The organism is Fructilactobacillus sp. YLN 2412, assembly GCF_059488745.1.
This window is the reverse complement of record NZ_CM183165.1, coordinates 942,246-965,755: the sequence shown is the minus strand read 5'-3', so window position 1 is coordinate 965,755 and position 23,510 is coordinate 942,246. Positions and strand designations below refer to the sequence as shown.

Sequence of the window (23,510 nt, the reverse complement as noted above, 5' to 3'; positions counted from 1 at the left end):
ATTTGGTATGCTATACTAATGTTATTAATAAGTATTACAAGGGCGGTAAAACATGGATTTGAGTTTATGGGAAAACTTTACATCTTTAAAAGAAAAATTAACTGAAACTGAGATTATCATGGATAATCAGATTAAGGTTAATATTCCTGAATTTAATGATGGAATCAAAAATTTGATTGATGGTAATGGCAAAATGCTTCGCTCGGCCTTACTCTTATTGTCAGCTAATTTAGGAACTAAACCAGATATTGATAAGCAGTATGAAAAAGCAGCTGCTTCCATTGAAATTATTCATTTGGCTTCTTTAGTTCATGATGATGTTATTGACGATTCAGATCTGCGCCGTGGAAAGGAAACACTAAACTTTAATTTTGGGATTCATAATGCAGTTTACTTAGGTGATTATTTATTCACACAGTATTTTGAACTCTTATTAAAATATGCTCCAAATTTTGAAAATCTGAAATATAATGTAAAGGTAATGGAGGATCTTTTAGCAGGAGAACTAAATCAAAGTGTTGAACGTTATAATATAAATCGAACTGAAACTCAATATTTCAAAGCAATTAAAGGAAAAACAGCCGAATTATTTAGAATTAGTATGGGTGAGGGTGCAATTTTAAGCGGAGGTGATTCACATTGGATTGCTTTGTTAGAAAAAATTGGTCTACAAATTGGGATGGCCTTTCAAATTAGAGATGATTTACGTGATTTTGAACCAGATGTTGAGACTAGTAAACCAACTCTAAATGATGTACAAAGTGGAATTTATACTTTGCCTGTTATTCAAGCTTTGACGACTGGACACAAAGAAGAATTAGAGACATTGTTAAAAAAAGATCAGCTGAATTCAGCTGATCTAGAAAAAGTTATTAATATAATTCAAAAAAGCGGTGGAATTGATTATGCTCGCAAAGTTTTACAAAGCTTCTTAGACGAAGCATTTTCATTATTAAAAGAGTTACCTGAATCTAGTAACAGAACAGAACTGGAAACAGTTATTCACCAACTTTTTAGTTAATTATTTTTTGAATGGTAATCCTTGATCCATGGCAGTTAACTGTCTGAATCGAGGATTATTTTTATACAATGAACTAGGTTTTCCAGCCATTTTAATGACACCATTTTCTAAAAAGATAATTTGATTCATAGTATCTAATCCTTGTAGATGGTGTGTTACCCAAATCACCGTTTTATTTTTTAATACTAGATCAAGTGTTTTAATTAAATCATTTTCGGTAATTGGATCTAATCCCACAGTTGGTTCATCTAATAATACAATAGGGTTATCTTGTAATAAAATTCGTGCAAGCGCTAATCGCTGACGTTGCCCTCCCGAAAAACGAACTCCATTTTCTGAAACATCGGTATAAATACCATTTGGTAACGAATTAACAAATTTTTTCATACCAACAGCGGCTAATGCTTGTTCAACTTGAGCATCAGTTGCATTCTCATTCCCAATTCGAACATTATTTAGTACCGAAGTTTTAAACAAAAATGGTTTTTGATCAAGAACACTAAACCACTTAGAACGGTTATTTTGTAAGGCAGCGACATCAACCGTTTCATTGATAGTTACCATCCCACTTGTTGGGGTCAAGGCGCCTAGCAATAATTGTAACAAAGTTGTTTTACCAACTCCGGAGGGACCAATGATAGCTGTTTTTTGTCCCTTTAAAACTTTTAAAGAAACATTTTTTAATAAATCAAGTGAATCACCTTGGTAGTGAAAGGTAACGTTTTTCATTTCAATGTTTTTAAAATCATTGGGATTTAAATTAGTCTGAGGAACATTTGGTTCCGTTGTTTCATCATCAGAGAGTTGATTAAGACGAATAACTGAATCTCGATACATTGGCCATTCTTCCATCGCTTGTGAAACAGGTGCAAAGGCGTCGATTAAGGGAAAGACACCTAATACGAATGCAGCTACATAGTCAGCTAATCGAGTCGAAGAGGTAAGAGCAAAATTCGTCCAAATGAGAGTTACAACTACAATTATTCCAAAAATTAATTTGATTACAAAATCACGATTCCATTCAAATTGATGAGTTTTAAAAGTTGACTCTGACAATTTATCATCATTTTTAGTGGTTTGTTGTAAGAAGCCTTTTTTTCGTCCCGATATCATCCAATCGCCAATTCCTAGTGTTGCATCGGTCAAATTATTGTAAGAATCGTGTAGTAGTGTTTTTTGATATTCTAAACTAGCACCACGAACTGCAACTGATATTAAAGGAATCACCAATAGGATTAATAAAAAAGTAAATAACATGAATAAAGCATAAATCCAACTTACAATTCCTAAAACAATAATTAGAATAATTCCGGTTAAATAAGCTACGATTAATGGGAAAATAGTTCTTAGATACAGATTTTCTAAGTGATCAATGTCATCTGCTAAAACACTTAATAAATCACCAGTTTTAAATTTTTGATCTAAGAACATGGCTTGTTTTTCAAGTGTTTCATAGAGTCGTTTACGCAGGTTGGATGTAACTTTTAAAACCCAGTTATGACTATTGATTCGTTCCAAATATTTAAAAACTGGTCGAAAGATTCCAAAACCCTCAGTAATGATAACCGGTACAAAGACTAATAAGATGTTATAAGGTCTTTGAGCTGAACGACTAATTAAATATCCAGCTGTAAACATCAGTCCAATTGAACAAATAAAAGTTATAACACCTAAGAAAAATACTAATGCTAATAAACCTTTGTATTTTTTTAAATAGGGCTTAATCCAAGAGTCATTTTTAAAGATTTTCTTCATGGATTTCACCTCTAATCTCGTTAATTAAATCTCGATAGATACCATTTTGTTGTAACAAATTAGTTGGATTACCTTGTTCAACCAATTTACCATCTTCCATTACTAAGACATAATCCATATCATTCATCCAATGTAATCGATGCGTAGCAAAAATGACAAGATGATCTTTAAATAGGGGAAGCATTGTTTGTTTTAACTCATATTCTGTTTCAATGTCTAGATGAGCAGTTGGCTCATCTAGTAATAAAATATTACGACTTTGATCTAGTAAAGCACGTGCCAATGCAATTCTTTGTGCTTGACCTCCTGAAATACCGCGACCACCTTCACCAATTTTGGTATCCAATCCAGCTTTTAACTCAGCTAAAAATCCAGTTAATCCAGCCTTTTCAGCAGCAGATTTGATTGCGGTTGTTGATGCAGATGGTTTATAAAAAGCAATATTTTCAGCAATACTTCCACTAAAAATATAGGGATCTTGAGGGATATAACTAATATGTTGCTGCCATGCTGCTTGAGCCAAGCTATCAACCTTTTGATTATTAACTGTAAATGGCAATGTTTTAGCATTTGTTGGTTGTAGCCACCCGCCAATTAAATTTAATAAAGTTGATTTCCCTGATCCAGATCGACCGACAATTCCAACTTTTGTATACCCATGGATCTTAAAATTGATGTCAGATAAAGTTGGTTCTTTTTCATAGTCAAAATTTAGATGGTTAGCGGCTAAGGAACTATTTGCGGTCCACCCAGCAAAGTCTTTTAAAGTAACTTCGGCATGAGGGGAAGGAATAGCAAGAATTTCATTAATATTAACTAATGCATTTTTGCCGTCCAGAGTTGCATGATAATCATTTCCGTAATCTCTAACTGGCAAGAAATAATCAGGACATAAAATTAAAATGGCTAAAGCAGGAAATAATAAAATATGACCATTAATTAAATTAATTCCTAAAAATAAAGCTACAATTGCGATTGAAACAGTAGTATAAAAATCTAGAGCAAATGTAGATAATAGTGCAACTTTTAAGACACTCATGGTACTTTTACGATAATTTTCACTGACTTTATAAATATTATTACTATATTTTTTACTCAAACCAAATAATTTTAATGTTTTTAACCCACGCATTGAATCTACAAAATTATTGGACATATTGGTAAATCCTTCATATTGGGCATTTGATTTTGCAGCTGCTGCTTTTCCTAAAATGATCATAAATAAAATAATAATGGGAAACATAAGTAATAAAATAAAAGCAGAAAGTTTATCTAGTAAAAAAACTGCAATTAAAAGGACCCAGGGAATTATTGCCATGTTAACGGTTTTAATTATGATTAAATTTAAATAGTTATCAATTTTGTTAATGCCTTCCAGTGCCAATGTTATCAAATGACCGGAACCTAAGTTGCTAACAATAGTAGGACCGAGCTCAAATTCTTTTATTAAGAGTTTTTGTTTGAGAGTTCCGCTTGCTTTAGAAGCAAATTGATCAGTTAACTGAGCTTCGATTCGGGTAACTAGATAGCGAATTGCAAAAAATACAAAAAATAACAGCATTGGAGTAAATAATGCTGTTACCTTTTTGAGTTTCCAAGTTAGCACAACCGCTAATGATAAGAACACGGCTTCAAAGATGATTGCTAATCCTTGAATAACTGCTAAACAAGAAAGTTTTACAATTAACTTTTTGACACCGGGAATTGACATAAGTTGTTTATCAAACATGCAATTCTCCAATCATATTTTTAATAACTTTCGTCTTGTTTTTCCATTTTCTCATATTCTTGCAAAGAAATTCTTCCAGACAAGTAAATATAACTCCAAATAAAGTAAGCCAACATGATAGGTAAAAGAATTACCAGGGCAATTGTCATTGCTGTTAATGTGTATGGAGTTGAGGAAGCTTGGGTGATTAAGATAGAATGAGCAGGATTTTCAGCAATTAGAACGTATGGGAATAATCCTACGAAAACTAACATTACAACAAATACAAGACTTAAAGAACTAGCAAAGTAAGCTTGCCATTCATGATCTTTAGCACTTGCGATTTGCCCCCAAACAGTCATTGCAACAATTAAAACTAACAAAATTAACGTACTGTATAAATGGCGTTCAAAAAAATTAGTTTGAAAATAAAGAGCAACGACAAGGAGTACTTCAACAGGATAAGCAGCCCAGTATAGGTTATCAGCTAATCGTTCTGCTTTGTATTCAATCAAACCAGTAGTATGCAAGGAAATGTAATGTAATCCTTGGTATAAACAAATTGCAGTTAAAGCAATTCCCCCTAATAGCGATAGGGGATTGATTACATTCCAGAAACCAGCAAAAATGTTACCTTGACTATCCATTGGAACTGGTTGAATCATATCCATGAACAAAATCCCAAATAAGAAAGGTAAAAATAAACTACCAAAGAAATTTGCCCACATCCAGCGATTTTTTCCTTGTTTTGTTTCTGCATTTTCTGAAAACTCAAAAGAAACTCCTCGAAAAATCAAAGCAATTAAAATTAGAAATAAAACAATATAAAAACCAGAGAACAAACTAGCATACCATAGTGGAATTGAAGCAAACATTGCTCCGCCAGCTGTAACTAAGAAAACTTCGTTACCATTCCAGTGAGCGCCAATCGTTCTTAAAACCAATCCGCGTTCAGTATCGTTATAACATAAAAATCTAGTGGCCATTCCAACCCCGAAATCTGCACCATCAAGGATTAAGAATAATGCGAATAGTAAACCGATAACACTGTACCACAATAATTGTAAGATACTCATTATTTAAAGGCCTCCTTTGAAAATGGATCTTCAAGGTCATAATTTTCATTATCACCAACTGCTTTAGGTCCTTTATTAACAATCTTTAGGGAATACATAATCATAAAGGCTGCTAATGTTGCAAAAACAATGAAGTAAATGATGTTGGTAAATAATACCTCGCCAGCTGACGTACTAGGTGAAACTGCAGCAGCCGTAGGATATAGACCATAAACAACCCAAGGCTGACGACCTAATTCTGTAATTAACCAACCACAAGAATTAATAATCCAAGGTCCGATAGTTGCAATCGAAAGCAAGAAAGTTAACCATTTTTGTTTCATAATTGTATCTTTTTTCTTTCTAGAGAACCATAGTCCTAAGATTGCTAAGAGTCCTAATACACCTAACCCAGCAGACATAATTCTAAATGAGTAGAAGAGAGTGTTGGTAGCGACATAATAGTTCATGTTCTTTCCGAACTTCTTATCGTATTTTTTGTGTAATTCTGCATTAGCAGCGTTCATTCCCTTAACATCACCAGATAGTTTGTGGTAACTTAAAATATCTAATAGATAGGGAATTTCGATTTTACCATAACCACGTTTTGTTTTATTATCTGAAATTTGGACAACTGTCCATGGAGCAGGGCTTTTTACATTTTGGTAAATTCCTTCATTAGCAGCGAATTTCATTGGCTGATCATGTTGTAAATATACCATCTGTGAATCACCAGATAAGAAACTGCCACCACAACTTAATAATCCGATGATTAAACCAAGACGCATTGATTTCCGGAAAAATTTAGGTGATTTTTTTCGGAAAAGCATGATTGCTGAAAGTCCGGCAACAATAAATGAACCAGTTACAAAAGCTCCAAAAATAACATGAGGAAATTCATACCAAAGCTGTTTATTAGTAACAATGGCACTAAAACTAGTCATTACGGCATGTCCAGTTTTTTTGTTGATAGCATACCCAACTGGATGTTGCATGAAACTGTTGGCAGCCAAAATCCATAAGGCTGAAATTACAGAACCAATGAAAACCAGCCAAATCATTAAGGCGTGCCAAGCTGGTTTCATTTTGTCCCAGGTAAACATCCAGACTCCTAGGAAAGTTGATTCTAAGAAAAAGGCGAGAAGAGCTTCGATTGCTAGGGGAGCACCAAAAATATCACCCATAAATCGAGAGTAGTTAGACCAGTTCATTCCGAACTGAAATTCTTGAATTAATCCAGTCACAACACCGACGGCAAAACTAAGTAAAAAGATCTTGCCCCAGAATTTAGTCATCGATTTGTAGATTGGCTTTTTTGTTATCACATAAGTCGTTTCCATGATGGCTACCATTAAACCCATCCCAATTGAAGTAGGGACAAAGAAGAAGTGAAAAATAGTAGTCATTGCAAATTGGAACCGTGCTAATGACAACACACTAAGTCCTAAATTAAACATATTATCATACTTCTTTCATTATAATATTATTAGCGTTGTAAGGCGGCTTTGAGTCCAGAAAGTTCAAAAGCTGATCGTTTAAAAATCAAGTTTTTGATTGGAGGAACAAGAAAGCCAGTTAGTTTGATTGGAAATCCTAACAAATCATAAGCAATCCCAGTAGTTGGTCCTAATGAACAAACTGTTCCTAAACTTTTATATGTGAATGGAACTGGCTTACTGTGAGTTAATTTAGCTGTTAGATTTGCAACAGCAATATTAGCTTCCTGAATTGCAATTTGACCCGTTGGCGGATAAAAACGACCAGTCGATTGATCTTTAACAGCGGCCACATCACCGATGATATATTCATTGGCATTGGTAGGTGACGTCATGTCATCATTAACCGCAACTCGATCACGATGTTCAGGATATCCAGACTTTTCAATCACATGACTACCACTAACTCCTGCAGTCCAAAAAACTGTTCTAGCAGGGAGCTTCTGATTATTATCTCCATAAACAACACCAGTCTCAGAAACTGATTTAACGTTTTGACCCAGAATAAAAGTTACCCCGTGTTTTTCTAAGTAACGTTGTGCATAGGTACGTTGTTTTTCGTCAAACATTGACAATAAATTAGGACCAATACAAGTTAATTTAAAATCTGCTTTTTCAAACCCGTATTTGTGTGCCCACTTAGGAATTTGATGAACTAACTCACCCAGTAATTCTGCACTGGTTAAACCTCCGCCAACAACTATCATACTTAGATAATCTTTATCACCAGTTTTTTGATAGGTTTCCAGGTTTTTAACCACCGTTTTATAATCAGCAATCGCATTATCAATGTTGCTAATTTGTAACGCATATTCATTTGCACCTGGGGTTCCAAAAGTTTCTGGTTCAAAACCAAGGGCATTAAATAGGTAATCGTATTTCAGTTCTTGTTTACTATTTTTTAAAACTACTGAATTTTGATCACGATTGATAACTTCAACCTCGTCTTGAATAAAATGAACTTTATCGCTAGTTACGTCAGCTATATCCATCATAATGTTTTCTGGTGCAGTAGCACCGGCTGCCACAGTTTCTAGAGCAGTTGCATCATAATTATACGAATTTTTGTTAACTAAATTAATGTTTAAATTTAATTTACTTTTAGCTAATTGTTTACATGCTCGAAGTCCGGCATAACCAGCTCCGAGAACAAGTACATCAGTCATAATTAACATCTCCTTTCAACACATGATATCATAAAATATTTAATAATTTGTTAAACAAATTAAATATACCTTAATAAATCGGATATTCAAGTTATTTATCCGATTAATAAATAATTATTTAAAATTACAAAATATTTTATTTGCTTCTATTATATAAGGATATTTTAAACCTAAAAAGAACTGTAATCTAATGTTAGATTACAGTTCTTTTTAGGAATTGCGATTATTTTTCATTTTTAGCCTTTTTTATAGTTCGTAACGCACGGCTCTTAGTTCGTTTGTTTGGACTTTTTAGATTACGGTAAGCAGTTGCTAAATCTTCTTTTTTCATATTAGAACTCCTTCCAGCTTTGATTACCAGCTAGCTTTTTTCATGCCAGGAATTTGACCTTTATGCGCAAGTTGTCTTAAACAGATACGACAAAGATGAAATTTTTGGTAGACAGCACGGGGACGACCACAACGTTCACAACGTGTATATTGTTGTGTTGCGAATTTAGCAGAGCGTCTACTTTTTTCAATCATTGATTTTTTTGCCATAACATTCTCCTTTCTAAATATTTAATACCCATGGGAACTTAGTGTACTACCATTGGTCAATTAAAGTCAAACGATTGTATTTGCCTTTCTTAATGTATTTGTAATATATTTCATTTATATGACAATCTTGTTAAAAAAGGGTTTTTAACTCCATATATTGGTTTTGTGATGATATTATGATCATCGTAAGTGGAAAAGTAAATATAAATTATAATTATAAGATAACCCATAAAGGAGTTTTACTTAATGAAGAACGAAAAATTACACTATAAAATGTATAAGGCTGGTAAACAATGGATGTTTGCTGGAATTGCAACTTTAATGGTTTCAGGTGGAGTATTACTTGCTTCTAACAGTGCTTCTGCAGATGTGACACCTAATACAACTCCAACTAATCAATCTGTACAAACTAATAATAATGATACAAGTAAGCAAACTGATCAACAGTCAAATCAACAAACAACTTCAAATACTAATGATGTAACTAACAATCAAAGTGAAAATAATAATCAAAATATTGCTGATCAATTGAATAATGCAGCTGTAACAGACAATCAGCATCAAAATACTACTCCAGCTGGTCAAAATGTAGCTGATAATGCTGCTACTACTGATGATAATGTAGCAAAAGCAGCTGATAATACACCTGCAGCTAATCAACCAGCTGATAACCAAGTAACTGATAATCAAAGTACACCAACCCCACAAAATACAACTGCAGATAATGTTACTGCTCAGTCAACTCCTACAGTAAATAATGATGATAGTCAGACTACCGAATCTAACGTTCAAGCAGCTTCGACTTCTGTACCACAAAACCAAGTTAGAAACGTTACTACTAATTTAGCAGTAACTAATAATGCTTCTGTTAATGTAGCACCTGCAACTACACAAGCGCCTACACAGAGTGCCGCTCCACAAACAACTGCTACAGCAGCTCCAGTAAATAGACAGGCGGCAGCTACCACTTCATTAGCTGTAAATAATGCTCCATCAACAACTACTAATAATGCTAGTTCAATTATTAATACTGGTAAGCAATATGTTGGAACTCCTTATGTTTGGGGTGGAACTACACCTGCTGGATTTGATTGTTCTGGATTCGTTCAATATGTTTTTGGCCAAAATGGAATTAATTTACCACGAGTTGCTTCTGACCAATATGCAGCTGTTCAACATATATCTTCAGATGAAGCTCAAGCTGGTGACTTAGTATTCTTTAATGATGGTAGTATCTATCATGATGGAATTTACCTTGGAAATGGTTTAATGTTGGATGCTCAGAACCGAGGAGTAATTAATAATGATTCATCGGGATACTTCCCAGGTCAAGTACTTTTTGGTCGGGTAAATGGAGTAGTTAATGCAACTGATTCTACTAATAACTACAGTGTAGCTGCTAATAATACAACTTCTGATAACGGTGCTGCTAACACTAATAATGCTAGTAATACAACACCAAGCCAAAATAAAGTAGCTGCTAGTCAGCCTACCGCAACTGTAGACGATTCTAATTACTTAGCACCATCCAATTATACTAAGCTATTTAGTAAAAACTTTGCAGTGACTAACGATACTTCTATTGGTTACCAACCAGGTACACCAGAAACCAATTTAGATACTAAATTTAAAATTACTCAAGATGGTAAAAATAATTCTGAAATTATTACCCCAATTAGTAATGACCAGAGTACAAATAATGATGTAAATCAAACTTTGAATAGTCAAGTTAAAACTAGTAATCAAAATGATGCTAACAAGCAAACGACTACTCAAGCGGTTAATCAAACTCAAGCAGCTACTAGTGCTTTAACTGCTGGTTCATCAAAATCAGGTAATGGACAAACTGGTTCTTCAAATAATAACTCTAGTAGTAGTAAAGTTACTTCTGATGTTGCTGATGCAAATTCAGTTAAGGCTGCTATGACTGATAACCAAACTAATGCAGCTAGTCAGAATCATGCAGGATCGAATAGTAAAGGTAATAGTGTTTTACCACAAACTGGTGAACAAACTACTTTGCTTGCATCAATTTTAGGAGCAATTATACTAGGATTAATGACTCTTTTCGGTATTAAACGTCGAAAGGCTAACAAATAATTTAACCCAAAAAAACTTTCACGATTAAAATTCGTGAAAGTTTTTTTATTTTTTTAATGTTCAGCATACATGTTTAAATCACCCAGAGTAGCTGCCATGATGGCCATAATGGAATATTTTCGATTGCCAGCTTCACTGAATTGCTGTCCAAACTTGCTTTGAAATACTTCGTCAGTAACTTCCATTTCTGGACTTTTTAGATTGTATTTTTTGACTGCTTCTTTTGCAGTACTGGTGTTACCATCATGAAAAGCAGGGAGACAATGCATAAAAATTAGTTGGTTATCAGGAGTCCCAGTTGCTCGCATCATTTTCATATTAACCTGATAAGGTAACAATAGTTTGATTCGTTCCTGCCAGTTAGATTCTCCCATTGAAACCCAGACATCGGTGTAAATAATATTGCTATTTTTTACACCATTTTCAATATCAGCAGTGATTAGTGGATGAGCTCCAGATTTTTTAGCAAAGTTAGCTGCCAATTTCTGAATTTCCGGAACTGGTTGTAGGGAGTCAGGAGCTACGATATGAACATTAACTCCTAGCATTGAGCCTGTTACTAAGAGGGAGTTAGCCATGTTGTTACGTCCATCTCCCACAAAAGTTAAGGTCAGTCCTTTTAAGTAACCAAAATTTTCTTTGATAGTCATAAAATCAGCAATCATTTGAGTAGGATGCCATTCGTTTGACAAACCGTTCCAAACTGGAACACCAGTATTAGCTGCCATGATTTCCATATCTTTTTGAGCGAATCCTCGATATTCAATTCCATCTGCAAGTTCCCCGAACACTTTAGCAGAATCCGCGACTGATTCCTTTTTACCAAACTGGCTCGAAGTAGGGTCAATATATGCTGTATTAGCACCTAAATCATCTCCGCCAAGCTCAAAGGAAAGTCGGGTTCTCGTAGAAGTTTTTTGAAACAAAAGAACTAAATCTTTATCATGAAGATATTTAGTTACTTTACCAGTCTGCTGTTTTTCATTTTTAAGATTAATTGAAAAATCAATTAAAGCTTCGATTTGTGCAGGTGTAAAATCAGCTTCTTTTAAAAATGAATGTCCTTGCATAGATAGTAATTCTTTTAATGTATTCATATGTAATTCCTTATAATTGAATTTCTTTTTTAATAATTGACTGTCACGTACATTGAGATTTACAACAGTTTTAGCTAATTCTGATATTCTTTTAATTTGCCACGGAAATCAGATAGTTGATGGTAACCTTTTTCCTGCATGATAGTTGCAAGTTCCTGATTTAACCTGGCAAAAATTTGTGGTCCTTCTTGAGCAAGGGCAGTTCCAACTTCTACAATATCTGCACCACATAAAATTAGTTCGAAAGCATCCAAGCCAGTTTTAACGCCACCAGTACCAATAATCTTAATTTCATGATTGAGACGCTGGCGAAATGCACGAACATTAGCAAGTGCTACCGGTTTTACGTATGTTCCACCGATTCCACCAAAGCCTCCTTTAGGCTTGATTACGACTGACTCGGTTTTAGCATCAACGACTAATCCATTTCCAACACTATTAATGGTATTAATATAAGTTAATGGATACTTATTTAAGATTTTAGCAACGGCATCATACTGTTGAAGATCAAAATAAGGTGGAAGTTTTAATCCTAATGGTTTAGTAAAAAATTCAAACACAGATGTTAAAGTTTCTTCAATTGCATTTAAATCATAACCGACTTGAGGTTTACCAATTACATTAGGACAAGAAAGATTTAATTCACATAAACCAGTGAAACTGCTTTTTTGTACCTTTTTGAGTGCAGTTAAATTATCTTTCATAGAGGTACCAGAAATTGATAGATCAATTGGTTTATTAATTTGATTTCGTTCAATGAAATCTAAATAATAGTCTAATCCTTGATTTGGAAGACCCATGGAATTAATACTGCCAAATTCAGTATCCGCATAGCGAGGCTTTGGATTTCCTTTACGAGATTTTAAAGTGGCACTTTTAGTAGTTGCTCCACCGGCTTCAGAATTTAAAATTTGATTCATTTCAGCAGCTGTTTCATCAGAAACACCTGCAGCATTGATGAAAGGATATTGAAAGGTTTCATTACCAATAGTTGCGGAAATTGAGATGTTAGTCATTGTAAAAACTCCTTTATATACAAAAAGTCACAATTAAGACCATGGTTTTCAGAGAAATACTAGGTAGTCAAAATTGCGACAGCGATATGTTTATATTAATTAGTAATAGGGTCTTTTGGCTTCTCTGAACCAAGTTAAGATTAATTATTGTAAATATTACTGAATTCCTGATGGGATGTCAATAATATTATGTCTATTGACATCTTTAATGAATTTGGATAAAGTAGATAGCAATAAATGGAGAATACTTTAATTCGATTCAGAGAGATCGAGAAGTTAACTGGTAATGTTTTAAAAAAGACATACTACGTTAATTGTAGTATGTCTTTTATTTATGCAGTTTTATTTACAACGGATGAAAATCTTGGGGGATATAAAATGGCATTAACAACCAAGCATGACCTAGTAACAGTTGCAGATCTGACTCAACAACAGGTATTGCATAAAATTAAATTAGCACAGTTATTTAGTGAGGGGAAAACGATACGGCTTAATCGTCCGACTTATGCAATGAACCTTTTCTTTGAAAATAGTACTAGAACCCATACTAGTTTTGAAATGGCTGAAAGACGATTAGGAATTCAAGTTTTACAATTTGATGCCGAAGCAAGTTCAGTTACGAAAGGTGAAACATTATTAGATACTGTTAAAACCATCCAAGCTATCGGAGTCGATTTTGCCGTTATCCGTCATTCTGATAATGAATTTTATAAAAAACTTCTACAAGCTAACTTAGATATTAGCATTGTTAATGCGGGGGACGGCAGTGGCCAGCATCCGTCTCAATCTTTACTTGATATGATGACAATTTATCAAGAGTTTGGGACATTTAAAGGATTAAATATTAGTATTATTGGCGATTTAAATCATTCTCGAGTTGCTAGATCTAATATGGAATTACTTACTAAGTTAGGTGCAAATGTTTCATTTGCTGGTCCAGATCAGTGGTATGATGAAAAGTTTGCAAACTATGGTTCTCATTTAAGCATTGACGAGGCAACCCAAAATTCAGATGTTGTGATGCTGTTACGTGTTCAAAAAGAACGACTTGGAAAAGCAGCAGATAAATTTGATGCGACGAATTATCATCAACAATACGGATTAACCAAAGAACGTTATGGCATGATGAAAGATAATGCTATTATTATGCACCCAGCGCCAGTTAATCGAGGAATTGAAATTGATTCTGAATTAGTAGAAAGTGATAAATCAAGAATTTTTAAACAAATGGAGAATGGAATGTACATGCGAATGGCAATTTTAACCGATATTTTAGTCAATAAAGGAATTGTTAGTCCAGCTGAAATTAAAGGATTTAATTAATTATGAAAATTTTAATTAAAAATGCTCAAGTTTATCACGACGAACAATTACAGCAAGAAGATGTGTTGTTAGTAGATGGAATAATCAAAAAATTACAAAAAAAAATTACAACTGAGTCTGTTGAAAAAATAATTAATGCTGAAGGGAAAACAATCCTTCCCGGTTTAGTAGACGTTCATGTTCATTTTCGTGATCCAGGACAAACTGCCAAAGAAACAGTGAAAACTGGAAGTGAAGCTGCTGCTCATGGGGGATATACTACCGTTTGTGCCATGCCCAATGTAACTCCAGTACCTAATACTCCTGATAAATTAAAAGAAATGATTACTTATAACGAAAAACAGGGTGTTATTAATGTCAAGCAATATTCTCCTGTAACCTATGATGAACGCGGTAATCAATTAGTTGATTTTGCTGCGATGAAACGTGCAGGAGCAGTTGCTTTTAGTAATGATGGAATTGGAATTCAAACTGGTAAAACGATGTTTGATGCAATGACTGAAATTTCTAAAACTGGATTGCCATTAGCTGCCCATGTAGAAGATCACGCTTTGATGAATGGTGGAGTGATGAATGAAGGGATAGTTTCAAAGACATTAGGGCTTAAAGGAGCTAATGAAGTGGCTGAGACAAGTCAGCTAGCTCGTGATTTAGAATTAGCTAGAGTTACTGGTGTGCATTATCATGTTTGTCATGTTTCTAAAGCGCGTAGTGTTGAATTGATTCGACGTGCTAAAGCTGATGGGGTCAACGTAACGGCAGAGGTTTCCCCACATCACTTATTACTGAATGATTCTATGATCAAAATGGATAACCCAATGTATAAAATGAATCCACCATTACGAAACAAAGAAGATTGCGAGGCATTATTAGTGGGATTGTTAGATGGAACGATTGATATGATTGCTACCGATCATGCCCCACATACAGTGACTGATAAGGGGAATTCATTTGTTGATTCAGCTTTTGGAATTACTGGAATCGAAACAGCATTTCCTTTGTTATATACTTCTTTAGTTGTAACTAAGAAAGTTACGCTCCAACACTTATTAAAGTGGATGAGCAGCGCACCAGTTAAAAAATTTAAATTAACAAATGATAATGAAATTAAAATCGGGAATCTAGCTAATTTTGCTGTTTGGGATTTGCAGCATCAGCATAGGATTGCCGCATCTAATATGAAGTCAAAGGGACTTAATTCTCCTTTTATTGGATATCAAGTCAGTGCCAATAATTTGGCTACCTTTACAAATGGAAAATTTGTGTATCAAGACTAGATAAACACAGAATTCTATCACAATTATTTGTGATGGAATTTTTTATTTGCAATCAAATAATTTTGACAGAAGTTTGAAATTAATTTAAGATACAAAACAGACGTTCGCCATCAATAGAAAGGATAAAAAATGAAAAATTCGGTTAAGTTAGGTGCTATTACATTAGTAAGTTCAGCACTGCTAAGTGTTCCTTTAAATGTCGTTAAGGCCGATGAATCCCAAAATTTAGAACAAACTTCTACATATCAAGCATTACAAAAGAAACAATACCAACCTGGTTCACAGGCTTATGAAGTTTTAAATAAGGATAATCCAGAAACAATCCCAAAAATTAATTATGATACTAGTAAAATTAATTTTTCTAATCTTGACCATTTAAATCGAGCGGGAACAGCGACTGCTTATTTAACAAAAAATAATTTGGGACATTCTGAAGGTCGAGCACCGCAAGTTTTCAAACCAACTGGATGGTATAATCAACCCAAAAAGGTTAATGGGAAAAAAGTTTTTCCAGTCAACCGGGGACATTTAATTGCATATTCATGCAGTTTTAATTTGAACAGTAATGGACAATTCGATCCAGGTCAGAAGGGATCGATTGATAATCCGAAAAATTTATTTACACAATCAGCTTTTTCAAATCAAAAAGTAATGACAATTAACGAACAAATGGTTAGAAACGCTTTAGAAAAAAATAAAAAAGTGATTTATCAAGTGACACCGATATATGATGGTAATGACTTAATGGCTCAAGGTTTATGGGTTCAGGCCGCTAGTACTGATGGCAGCGTACATTTTAATCGGTACTTATATAATGTGCAACCTGGATTAAGCTTCGATTATGCTACTGGACGTTCAAACGTTGATCCAAGTATGCAAGTTCCTACACCAATTAATTATGAAAATTATCATTCAAAAACTTATAAGAAATTTAACACTGGTTATCAATCTCATAAACATCATCGTGTATTTCATATTAAAGGACATTATCATTTTTAGTACAAAATTTACTAATTATGAGTTTGATTGCTAAACACATTCGATGTCTTTATAATGAAGATATCACGAAAGAGGTGTGAGTTTGAATAATAAAAAAGATGAAAAAATTGGTACACTTGGATTAACTGCCTTTGTACTTTCAGCGATGGTTGGTGGGGGAATTTATGATTTACCCCAAAATATGGCACTACATGCTGGTTTAATTGCCCAAATAATTGCTTGGGGAATTTCTGGGTTAATTATTGGATTGATTGTTAAATCATTTTTGATTTTGTCACAAGTAAGACCACAATATACGACGGGGCTTTATCATTATGCTCATGCCGGATTTGGTAATTTTACCGCTTTTTTCGTTAGTTGGGGTTATTGGATTTGTCAGTCATTTGCAATTGCTGCTTATTCCGTATTATTAATGTCGACTTTAAATGCTTTTTGGCCGGGAACTTTTGCAGGCGGTAACAATTGGGCAGCTGTGATCGGTGGTTCTTTAGTACTTTGGATTATGGCTTCGTTAATTGTAAAAGGGATTAGAACCACAAGTAATGTTGATATGCTAGGCACAGTTTGTATGTTGTTAATTGTTGCATTTTTCATTATTGTAATGATTGTAGCATTTAATTGGCAGACATTTATTACCAATCCTATGGCAGCTAAAAATTTGCCTCATGTCGATGATAAAGCATTAGGCAGTCTTTTTTCTCAAGTTAAAGGCGCCATGTTAACTACTCTTTGGGTATTTTCAGGAGTGGAAAGTGCAGTTGTTCTTTCAGGAAATGCTAAAAGTCAAAAAGATGTGCGTCATGCTACTAGAGACGGTTTTTTAATTTGTTTGGTGTTATATGCTTTAGTATCAATTCTTCCATTAGGGCTAAAAAGTTATGGACAGCTTGCTAATTTGTCTAGTCCATCAACGGCTGGCTTAATGCAATATGTAATGGGTCCTGTTGGACGTTTGATTATTACCTTTGGAGTAATCGTTGCAGTTTTAGCGAGTTGGCTAAGCTGGATTCTAGTATTGTCAGAAATGCCACGAGCAGCCGCAGAAGACGGAACTTTCCCTAAATTTTTCACCAAGATGGGGAAACACAATGTTCCGGTTGCTTCATTATTAATGACAGTGTTAGTGATTCAAATTATTATTTTCTTTACTCATTTTGCTGGAAGAGCATTTAATACGACACTGACAATTGTGGCTACCATGACTGTTCCACCATATTTGATTTCAATGCTATTTTTAGCTAAAATCAGTGCTAAAAAAGAAACTTTTAATCCAGAGGAAAATGTCGTATCTACTTCACGTACAGGTGCCTTTATTACTGCATTCTTGGCAATTATTGGAACCTTGTTTATGGGTTACACAGCTGGGATTAAATATTTAACGATTGCTTTTGTAATATATGCAATTGGAATTCCGTTGTTTATCTATGCTAGAAAACAATATGCTCCTACTAAACCAGTTTTTGGTAAATTTGAGAGAATTTTTGCTGTTATGATTGTTTTAATTGCTGTAATAGGGTTGTTCATTATACTTAAATAGATTTAGTAAAACTGTTATTGCTGGTTAATTCGGCTAACAGTTTTTATTTTGTAAAATAATTAGATAATTGCACAAAAGCCAAGATGTGAAATGTGTAACAAACTTTTGCTTGTGCTACCATTAAAGTTGAATTAATAATCTTAAGAATGATTAGGAGAAATTTTAATGGCAAAAATTGATAATATTTTAAACCAAGAAGGAATTGATCGTATTGCAATTAGTCCTTATAAACAATACTCACGTGGCTATATGGAACCAGGAAATCTTGGGACAGGTTATGTAACTGGGTTAAAGGTTGATGCTGGCACAAGAGTCAAAACTGATGATGATGTGTTAGATGGCATTGTTTCATATGATCGTGCTGAATGTAAAAATGCTTATATGGGTCAGATTAATATGACAACTGCTTCAAGTTTTACAGGAGTGCAGGGGCATATTTTAGGTTATGATTTATTAAGGAACCCAGCAGTTGATAATGCCAAGCCATTATTTGAAGAAGAACAATGGGATGGTTCTAAATTACCTATTTATGATGGGAAGCCGCTTCAAGATACCTTAGTTGAATATTTTGGTACGGCAGATAATCGCCGTCATTATCCAGCACCTGGTAGTTTTATTGTTTGTGCAAATAAAGGGGTTACTTCGTATCGTCCCAAAAAAGATCGGCCATTAAAACCAGGAGAAAGTTATGGGGTATGGTCTGCCATTGCCATTTCAATTGCCAAAGATCCAGTTCATAATTCATCAATGTTTATTGAAGATGCAGGGATTTGGGATACTCCAAATGAGGATGATTTAAATGAATTTTTAGATCAACGACGTAGAGCAATTGCTTTATCAATTGCTCAATGCGGTCAGGATGCTAATACTTCATTTGCTAGTTCCTGGATTGGATTTGCTCATGTAATGATGAAACCTGGTGAGATTGGCAATGCTATCACGGTTGGGCCATACTTTTCAATTCCAGTTGATGCGATTCCAGGTGGATCAATCTTAACTCCAGATGTAGATATGAATATCATGGAGAAATTAACGTTGCCAAAATGGCTTGAAAAGATGAATTATCAATCGATTGTTGAAGATCAACATATTGAATATTGATTAATAAGGTCAAGACAATGAACAAAAAAATAGCGACTCTCAAAAATCAAATAAATATTGATTTTTATCAAATCTTACAACAAAAGTTTGGAACGCAAAAAATAATTTCATTTTTATTAGGTAAAATTAAACAAACAGAAGTTGTGTTATTAGCTACGAAACAAACATTGATTTTAGCACAAAAAGATACTACCAAAACTTTTCCGCTGCTTCAGGTAAAAAAATTGAAATTTATTAATGGAACTCCCAATGGGGAAATTCAATTCGAGTTTGAAAATCATGTGTATAAAATTAATCAAATTAAAACAGGAAGAGTATTTGATTTCGTTCAAATAATCAAACCTAAGTCACTTTTAGATGCAACTTATATTGGTACAAATCGCGGCGAGAATAATTATTTGAGTAATCCAGATCATGCAATGGAAATTGATAAATTACGTAAAGCATTGCAAACTGGGAAAATTAGTCGTTACGAATATGATGACTTAAATGGATCAATTTCAAAAGCTGGAAAATGAATGATGTAGCTCAAGAAATGTTTATTTTTTTCTTTGTATGGGTCTTCAGTTACTTTTCCATCAGTTATTTATATTTTGCACTATGTTTAACATCATCCACAATTGACAGAGTCATTGTAAATTAATAATTAATCAGGTATCATCTCTTTAACTATCAGAAAGTTGAATGGGTGATTTTTGTGTCTTTACCATTAAAAATAGATAATGAGATTACACTTAAGCTACCTGATTCATACCAAGATGCAGTTGATTTATATAAGTTAATTCAGCAATCAAATATGAATATAGGTAAATGGCTACCTTGGGCCCAACTAATGGCTACCGTTAATGATGAAATAAAATTTTTAAATCAATCTATGAAAGAATACGAACTGGGTAAATCATTATCCACTGTGATTATTTATCGGGGAAAAGTTGCTGGAATGATTAGTTTTAATCGTTTTGATACTAAGCATAAAAATGGTGAAATCGGCTATTGGCTTGGTAATCAATTTATTGGGAAAGGGATTATGCATCGTACTGTTTTAGGAATGTGTAAATTTGGTTTTACAGAATTAGCTTTAAAGAATATTATTATTGATGCTGCTGTGGATAATTTTCCTAGTAACCAAGTTGCCAAGAAATGTGGATTTAAGTTGATGGAGTTAAAAGAAAAATCTATTAAATTAGCTGATGGATGGCATGATGCTAATCAATGGGTGTTATCAAAACATGAAGTTAGTGAACTGTAAAATTAACGATCTAGAAAAATTAATCGAAACTAATCAAAAAAAGAGTTATGCTTTTATTAAAGTACTAACTCTTTTTAATTGGAGAACAGATGATGAAAAAAATTAGGCAGCCATTATATGACTATGTGGTCTTAGATATTGAAACTACTGGTCTAAAAAAAGAACGTGATGAAATTATCCAAGTATCAGCTGTTAAATTTAAACAGGATCAAGAACTGGATTATTTGGATACTTTAATAAAACCTGTTCATAAGCAAATAAGTCCATTTATTGAAAATTTAACTGGAATTTCAAATTCAGATGTAGATAGTGCACCTGGAATTACGGAAATAATTCCTAAATTAAATGATTTTATTGGTAATCAATCGCTGATTGGGCATAATGTAATGTTTGATTTATCTTTTTTAAAATATAATGGATTAAGTCTTTCTCAATGTGAATATGTTGATACTCTTGACATTGCTCAGGCTGCTCAAAGTCAATTAAAATTACCAAACACAAAATTAGAAACTTTAAAAAATTACTTTGGGGTTGACAATCGTTCTCATAATTCTTTGAATGATGTTAAAACTACGGCAGTTGTCTATCAAAAGTTACGTGATGCTGGTTATTTACAAAAGCCATCACGACCAAAATTTCGACAATGGAAAGCAAAAGATTATTTTTATGATCAATTTGATAAGTCATTGAGTAAAAATGAGATTAATAAACAACGAGCATTGTTTGGAAATCAATTGATTGATAAATTAGTAGTTCCAGAAAACAAAGCTAAATTAAAGAATCAGATATTTGTTTTTACAGGTGACTTGAAACAACTTCCTAGAGAACAAGCTCAAAAAATTGTGGAAGGAGAAGGAGGAATAGTTAAAAAATCAGTAGTATTAAAAACCGATTATGTGGTAGTAGGTATCGAAAATCCTGCTATTGTAGTTGATGGGAAGTCTACCAAACAGCGTCGGGCAGAAGAATTAAATGCAACTAAAGGTAAAAACATCAAAATTATTACTGAAGAACAATTTATGAATATGATTCGATAAAAAGCATCCTGAAAAATGATTAATTTCAGGATGCTTTTCCAATTATTAGTTATTTTGAACCGATTACTATAAAAAGGATTGTTTTACAACTTCTTTTTGCTAGGATTTAAACACAAGGGGGCAAAAGTAATGAAAATATACTTCAATATTAAAGACTCATTTATTAATCCATTTGTAACAATTAATGCCAAAGAAAAAACTGAGTCATTGAAAGAACTAGCTACTGAAATTGAAAGAATAACCAAGCAAAAATTAATGTATGGCTATGTCGACAAGCAAAAATTTGCAATTCCACTGCAAGAAATAGTTCGATTTTATACATATCAAAATATTGTTTATTGTAAAACTGACAGACAAAATTATCGGATTAAACAACGGATTTATCAATTAAATGATTTATTGTCATCAAAAGAATTTATGCAGATTTCTAGTTCAGAAATAGTTAATTTAGATTATGTAAAACGATTTTCGTTAAGTAAACTTGGTTCATATGAGATGATATTAAAAAATAATGAAACTTTATTTGCATCTAGGAGATTTGTACAAAAAATAAAACGGGAGTTGATTTAAAATGAGAATCTTTAAATGTATTTTATATGGAGCTGGATTTGGAACTTTTTTTGGTTTTTGGGATGCAGTTTTCTTTTCTTGGATTTATCATTCTACTGAGTTCATACCATCCACTCCAATTTTTATGCAACATTTTACTTCAAATTTAACTGCAACGATTGTGTCGGGATTATTATGGATGACGATTGGAATGATATTTTCATTTTCAGGATTAATTTTTAAAAAGGAGAATTGGAGCATTACTAAAAAAACGATTATTCATTTTTGTGTGACTTATACATTATTTTTACCATTAGCTGTTTTGTGTGGTTGGTTTAAAATTGGGTTTGGAAATTTGGTTCTATTTACCATGATTTTTGTTGTCATTTATATTTCTATTTGGATTAGTTCAATGTTAGAAGCAAGACAAAACGTATTATTAATTAATCAAGAATTAGAAAAAAGAAATCAATAATAAAAAAGGTTTCTCATCAACAAAATGAGAAACCTTTTAGTAAATTTATTTCAAAAAGTCAGCTTTTTTAAAATCAGGATCAGGATAAGTGTAAAATCCTTTACCAGATTCAACACCAATATCACCGTTATCAATCATTTTTTTAAGCAGTTCAGCTGCTTTTTGTGAAGTTGGATCATTAGACATTTTGTTAATTTCATAAACAGTTCGCAAACCAATCATATCAATAAATCCAAAAGGACCCATTGGTGAGCCAGTTGCAATCATCCAAGTTTTATCAATTGTTTTTGGATCTGAAATTCCCTTAACCCAAAGTTGAATTCCAGCTGTTACGAAGGGAACTAGCAGTGAATTTAAAATGTAACCTGGCTGTTCCTTATTAACAAGTAATGGAACCATTCCGATTTCTCTAGAATAATTTTCAAACATTTTAGGGAGATCTTTATCAGTTTTACTTTGTGACATGATTTCAGCTGTATTGTTCTTCCAAATTTCATTAGCAAAATGATAAGCTAAAAATTTATCTGGACGGCCTGTGTCATCAGCAAACTGAGAAGGCAAAAGTGTTGATGTGTTTGTAGCAACAATAGTTTTTGGGTCAGCTAATTTAGCAAATTTTTCATAGAAATCTTTCTTGGTTTCAATGTTTTCTGGGAGAGCTTCAATTACTAAGTCAGCGCCTTTTAATGCTTTAGCTAAATCAGTAGTATAAGTAAGGTGTTTTTGCGCACTGGCTAATTGTTCATCAGTTGCACCAAGATCCTCTTTAACTGCTTGTGCCCAACGACTAACTCGTTCTTTAGCACGGTCTAATGAGCCATCATTTCGACCCCAAATAGTAACATTTTTACCATGAAAAGCTGACATATAAGCAATTTGTGATCCAAGTGTTCCACCACCAACTACTGTAACATTATTAAATTCCATTTTATTAATCTCCTTTGTTAGTTATCTGTTAATTAAACAAGATAAGTATAACACCATCAAATTTTTCAATATATTAAATGAA

At 33.3% G+C, this 23,510-nt stretch carries 22 protein-coding genes; 12 read left to right on the top strand and 10 right to left on the bottom strand.

From position 1 onward, the window contains the following. Nucleotides 1–52 precede the first annotated feature (52 nt). Nucleotides 53–1,021, top strand: coding sequence for a polyprenyl synthetase family protein (locus AC0GLR_RS04895; protein WP_495604359.1), 969 nt, complete (start codon nucleotides 53–55; stop codon nucleotides 1,019–1,021). Here the strand turns inward: AC0GLR_RS04895 and cydC are convergent, their stop codons facing one another. The 7 genes from cydC to AC0GLR_RS04860 form a co-directional block, all read right to left on the bottom strand. Continuing rightward, on the bottom strand, nucleotides 1,022–2,776 hold the full coding sequence (gene cydC / locus AC0GLR_RS04890; protein ID WP_495604358.1) for a thiol reductant ABC exporter subunit CydC: 1,755 nt from the start codon (nucleotides 2,774–2,776) through the stop codon (nucleotides 1,022–1,024). After that, entirely contained in the window at nucleotides 2,760–4,505 is a 1,746-nt protein-coding gene (gene cydD, locus AC0GLR_RS04885) for a thiol reductant ABC exporter subunit CydD (RefSeq protein WP_495604357.1), read from the bottom strand. The genes cydC and cydD overlap by 17 nt, the downstream gene beginning before the upstream one ends. A gap of 20 nt (nucleotides 4,506–4,525) precedes the next feature. Further along, a complete protein-coding gene (gene cydB, locus AC0GLR_RS04880) occupies nucleotides 4,526–5,560 on the bottom strand; it encodes a cytochrome d ubiquinol oxidase subunit II (protein WP_495604356.1) in 1,035 nt (344 codons plus the stop codon). Then, entirely contained in the window at nucleotides 5,560–6,996 is a 1,437-nt protein-coding gene (locus tag AC0GLR_RS04875; protein WP_495604355.1) for a cytochrome ubiquinol oxidase subunit I, read from the bottom strand. The genes cydB and AC0GLR_RS04875 overlap by 1 nt, the downstream gene beginning before the upstream one ends. Before the next feature lie 29 nt (nucleotides 6,997–7,025). Next, entirely contained in the window at nucleotides 7,026–8,201 is a 1,176-nt protein-coding gene (locus tag AC0GLR_RS04870; RefSeq protein ID WP_495604354.1) for an NAD(P)/FAD-dependent oxidoreductase, read from the bottom strand. A 223-nt stretch (nucleotides 8,202–8,424) separates the two neighbouring features. After that, nucleotides 8,425–8,532 carry a putative metal homeostasis protein gene (locus tag AC0GLR_RS04865; RefSeq protein WP_159442460.1) on the bottom strand — a complete coding sequence of 36 codons (108 nt, stop codon included), beginning with the start codon at nucleotides 8,530–8,532 and terminating at the stop codon, nucleotides 8,425–8,427. A gap of 23 nt (nucleotides 8,533–8,555) precedes the next feature. Next, entirely contained in the window at nucleotides 8,556–8,741 is a 186-nt protein-coding gene (locus AC0GLR_RS04860; RefSeq protein ID WP_495604353.1) for a type Z 30S ribosomal protein S14, read from the bottom strand. A gap of 246 nt (nucleotides 8,742–8,987) precedes the next feature. On the opposite strand from AC0GLR_RS04860, the gene AC0GLR_RS04855 reads away from it, so the two are divergent. Next, nucleotides 8,988–10,841 carry an NlpC/P60 family protein gene (locus AC0GLR_RS04855; RefSeq protein WP_495604352.1) on the top strand — a complete coding sequence of 618 codons (1,854 nt, stop codon included), beginning with the start codon at nucleotides 8,988–8,990 and terminating at the stop codon, nucleotides 10,839–10,841. Between the two features lie 53 nt (nucleotides 10,842–10,894). On the opposite strand, the gene argF is transcribed toward AC0GLR_RS04855, so the two are convergent. Next, a complete protein-coding gene (gene argF, locus AC0GLR_RS04850; protein WP_495604351.1) occupies nucleotides 10,895–11,938 on the bottom strand; it encodes an ornithine carbamoyltransferase in 1,044 nt (347 codons plus the stop codon). 74 nt (nucleotides 11,939–12,012) lie between these two features. Continuing rightward, complete coding sequence (locus tag AC0GLR_RS04845) at nucleotides 12,013–12,954, bottom strand: dihydroorotate oxidase (RefSeq protein ID WP_495604350.1); 942 nt, start codon at nucleotides 12,952–12,954, stop codon at nucleotides 12,013–12,015. 378 nt (nucleotides 12,955–13,332) lie between these two features. Here AC0GLR_RS04845 and AC0GLR_RS04840 point away from each other — a divergent pair, with 378 nt between their 5' ends. From AC0GLR_RS04840 to AC0GLR_RS04795, 10 genes are all read left to right on the top strand, one after another. Next, entirely contained in the window at nucleotides 13,333–14,277 is a 945-nt protein-coding gene (locus tag AC0GLR_RS04840) for an aspartate carbamoyltransferase catalytic subunit (protein ID WP_495604349.1), read from the top strand. A 2-nt stretch (nucleotides 14,278–14,279) separates the two neighbouring features. Beyond that, nucleotides 14,280–15,554 (top strand): dihydroorotase, encoded by a 1,275-nt coding sequence (locus AC0GLR_RS04835; RefSeq protein WP_495604348.1) that lies wholly within the window; start codon nucleotides 14,280–14,282, stop codon nucleotides 15,552–15,554. Between the two features lie 129 nt (nucleotides 15,555–15,683). Next, entirely contained in the window at nucleotides 15,684–16,553 is an 870-nt protein-coding gene (locus tag AC0GLR_RS04830) for a DNA/RNA non-specific endonuclease (RefSeq protein WP_495604347.1), read from the top strand. Between the two features lie 76 nt (nucleotides 16,554–16,629). Then, entirely contained in the window at nucleotides 16,630–18,090 is a 1,461-nt protein-coding gene (gene hdcC / locus AC0GLR_RS04825; RefSeq protein WP_495604346.1) for a histidine-histamine antiporter, read from the top strand. Nucleotides 18,091–18,255: 165 nt separating this feature from the next. Beyond that, nucleotides 18,256–19,191: a histidine decarboxylase, pyruvoyl type gene (gene hdcA, locus AC0GLR_RS04820; RefSeq protein ID WP_495604345.1), complete on the top strand. Its 936-nt coding sequence runs from the start codon at nucleotides 18,256–18,258 to the stop codon at nucleotides 19,189–19,191. A gap of 17 nt (nucleotides 19,192–19,208) precedes the next feature. After that, nucleotides 19,209–19,709, top strand: a complete 501-nt coding sequence (gene hdcB / locus AC0GLR_RS04815; RefSeq protein ID WP_495604344.1) for a histidine decarboxylase maturation protein HdcB — start codon at nucleotides 19,209–19,211, stop codon at nucleotides 19,707–19,709. A gap of 179 nt (nucleotides 19,710–19,888) precedes the next feature. Beyond that, nucleotides 19,889–20,440, top strand: a complete 552-nt coding sequence (locus tag AC0GLR_RS04810; RefSeq protein WP_495604343.1) for a GNAT family N-acetyltransferase — start codon at nucleotides 19,889–19,891, stop codon at nucleotides 20,438–20,440. Nucleotides 20,441–20,532: 92 nt separating this feature from the next. Continuing rightward, a complete protein-coding gene (locus AC0GLR_RS04805) occupies nucleotides 20,533–21,477 on the top strand; it encodes an exonuclease domain-containing protein (protein ID WP_495604342.1) in 945 nt (314 codons plus the stop codon). 129 nt (nucleotides 21,478–21,606) lie between these two features. Beyond that, nucleotides 21,607–22,047, top strand: coding sequence for a LytTR family DNA-binding domain-containing protein (locus AC0GLR_RS04800; RefSeq protein ID WP_495604341.1), 441 nt, complete (start codon nucleotides 21,607–21,609; stop codon nucleotides 22,045–22,047). Between the two features lies 1 nt (nucleotide 22,048). Then, nucleotides 22,049–22,501: a DUF3021 domain-containing protein gene (locus AC0GLR_RS04795; RefSeq protein WP_495604340.1), complete on the top strand. Its 453-nt coding sequence runs from the start codon at nucleotides 22,049–22,051 to the stop codon at nucleotides 22,499–22,501. Between the two features lie 45 nt (nucleotides 22,502–22,546). Here AC0GLR_RS04795 and AC0GLR_RS04790 read toward each other — a convergent pair whose 3' ends face one another. Further along, entirely contained in the window at nucleotides 22,547–23,428 is an 882-nt protein-coding gene (locus AC0GLR_RS04790; RefSeq protein WP_495604339.1) for a 3-hydroxyacyl-CoA dehydrogenase, read from the bottom strand. Nucleotides 23,429–23,510: the final 82 nt, after the last annotated feature.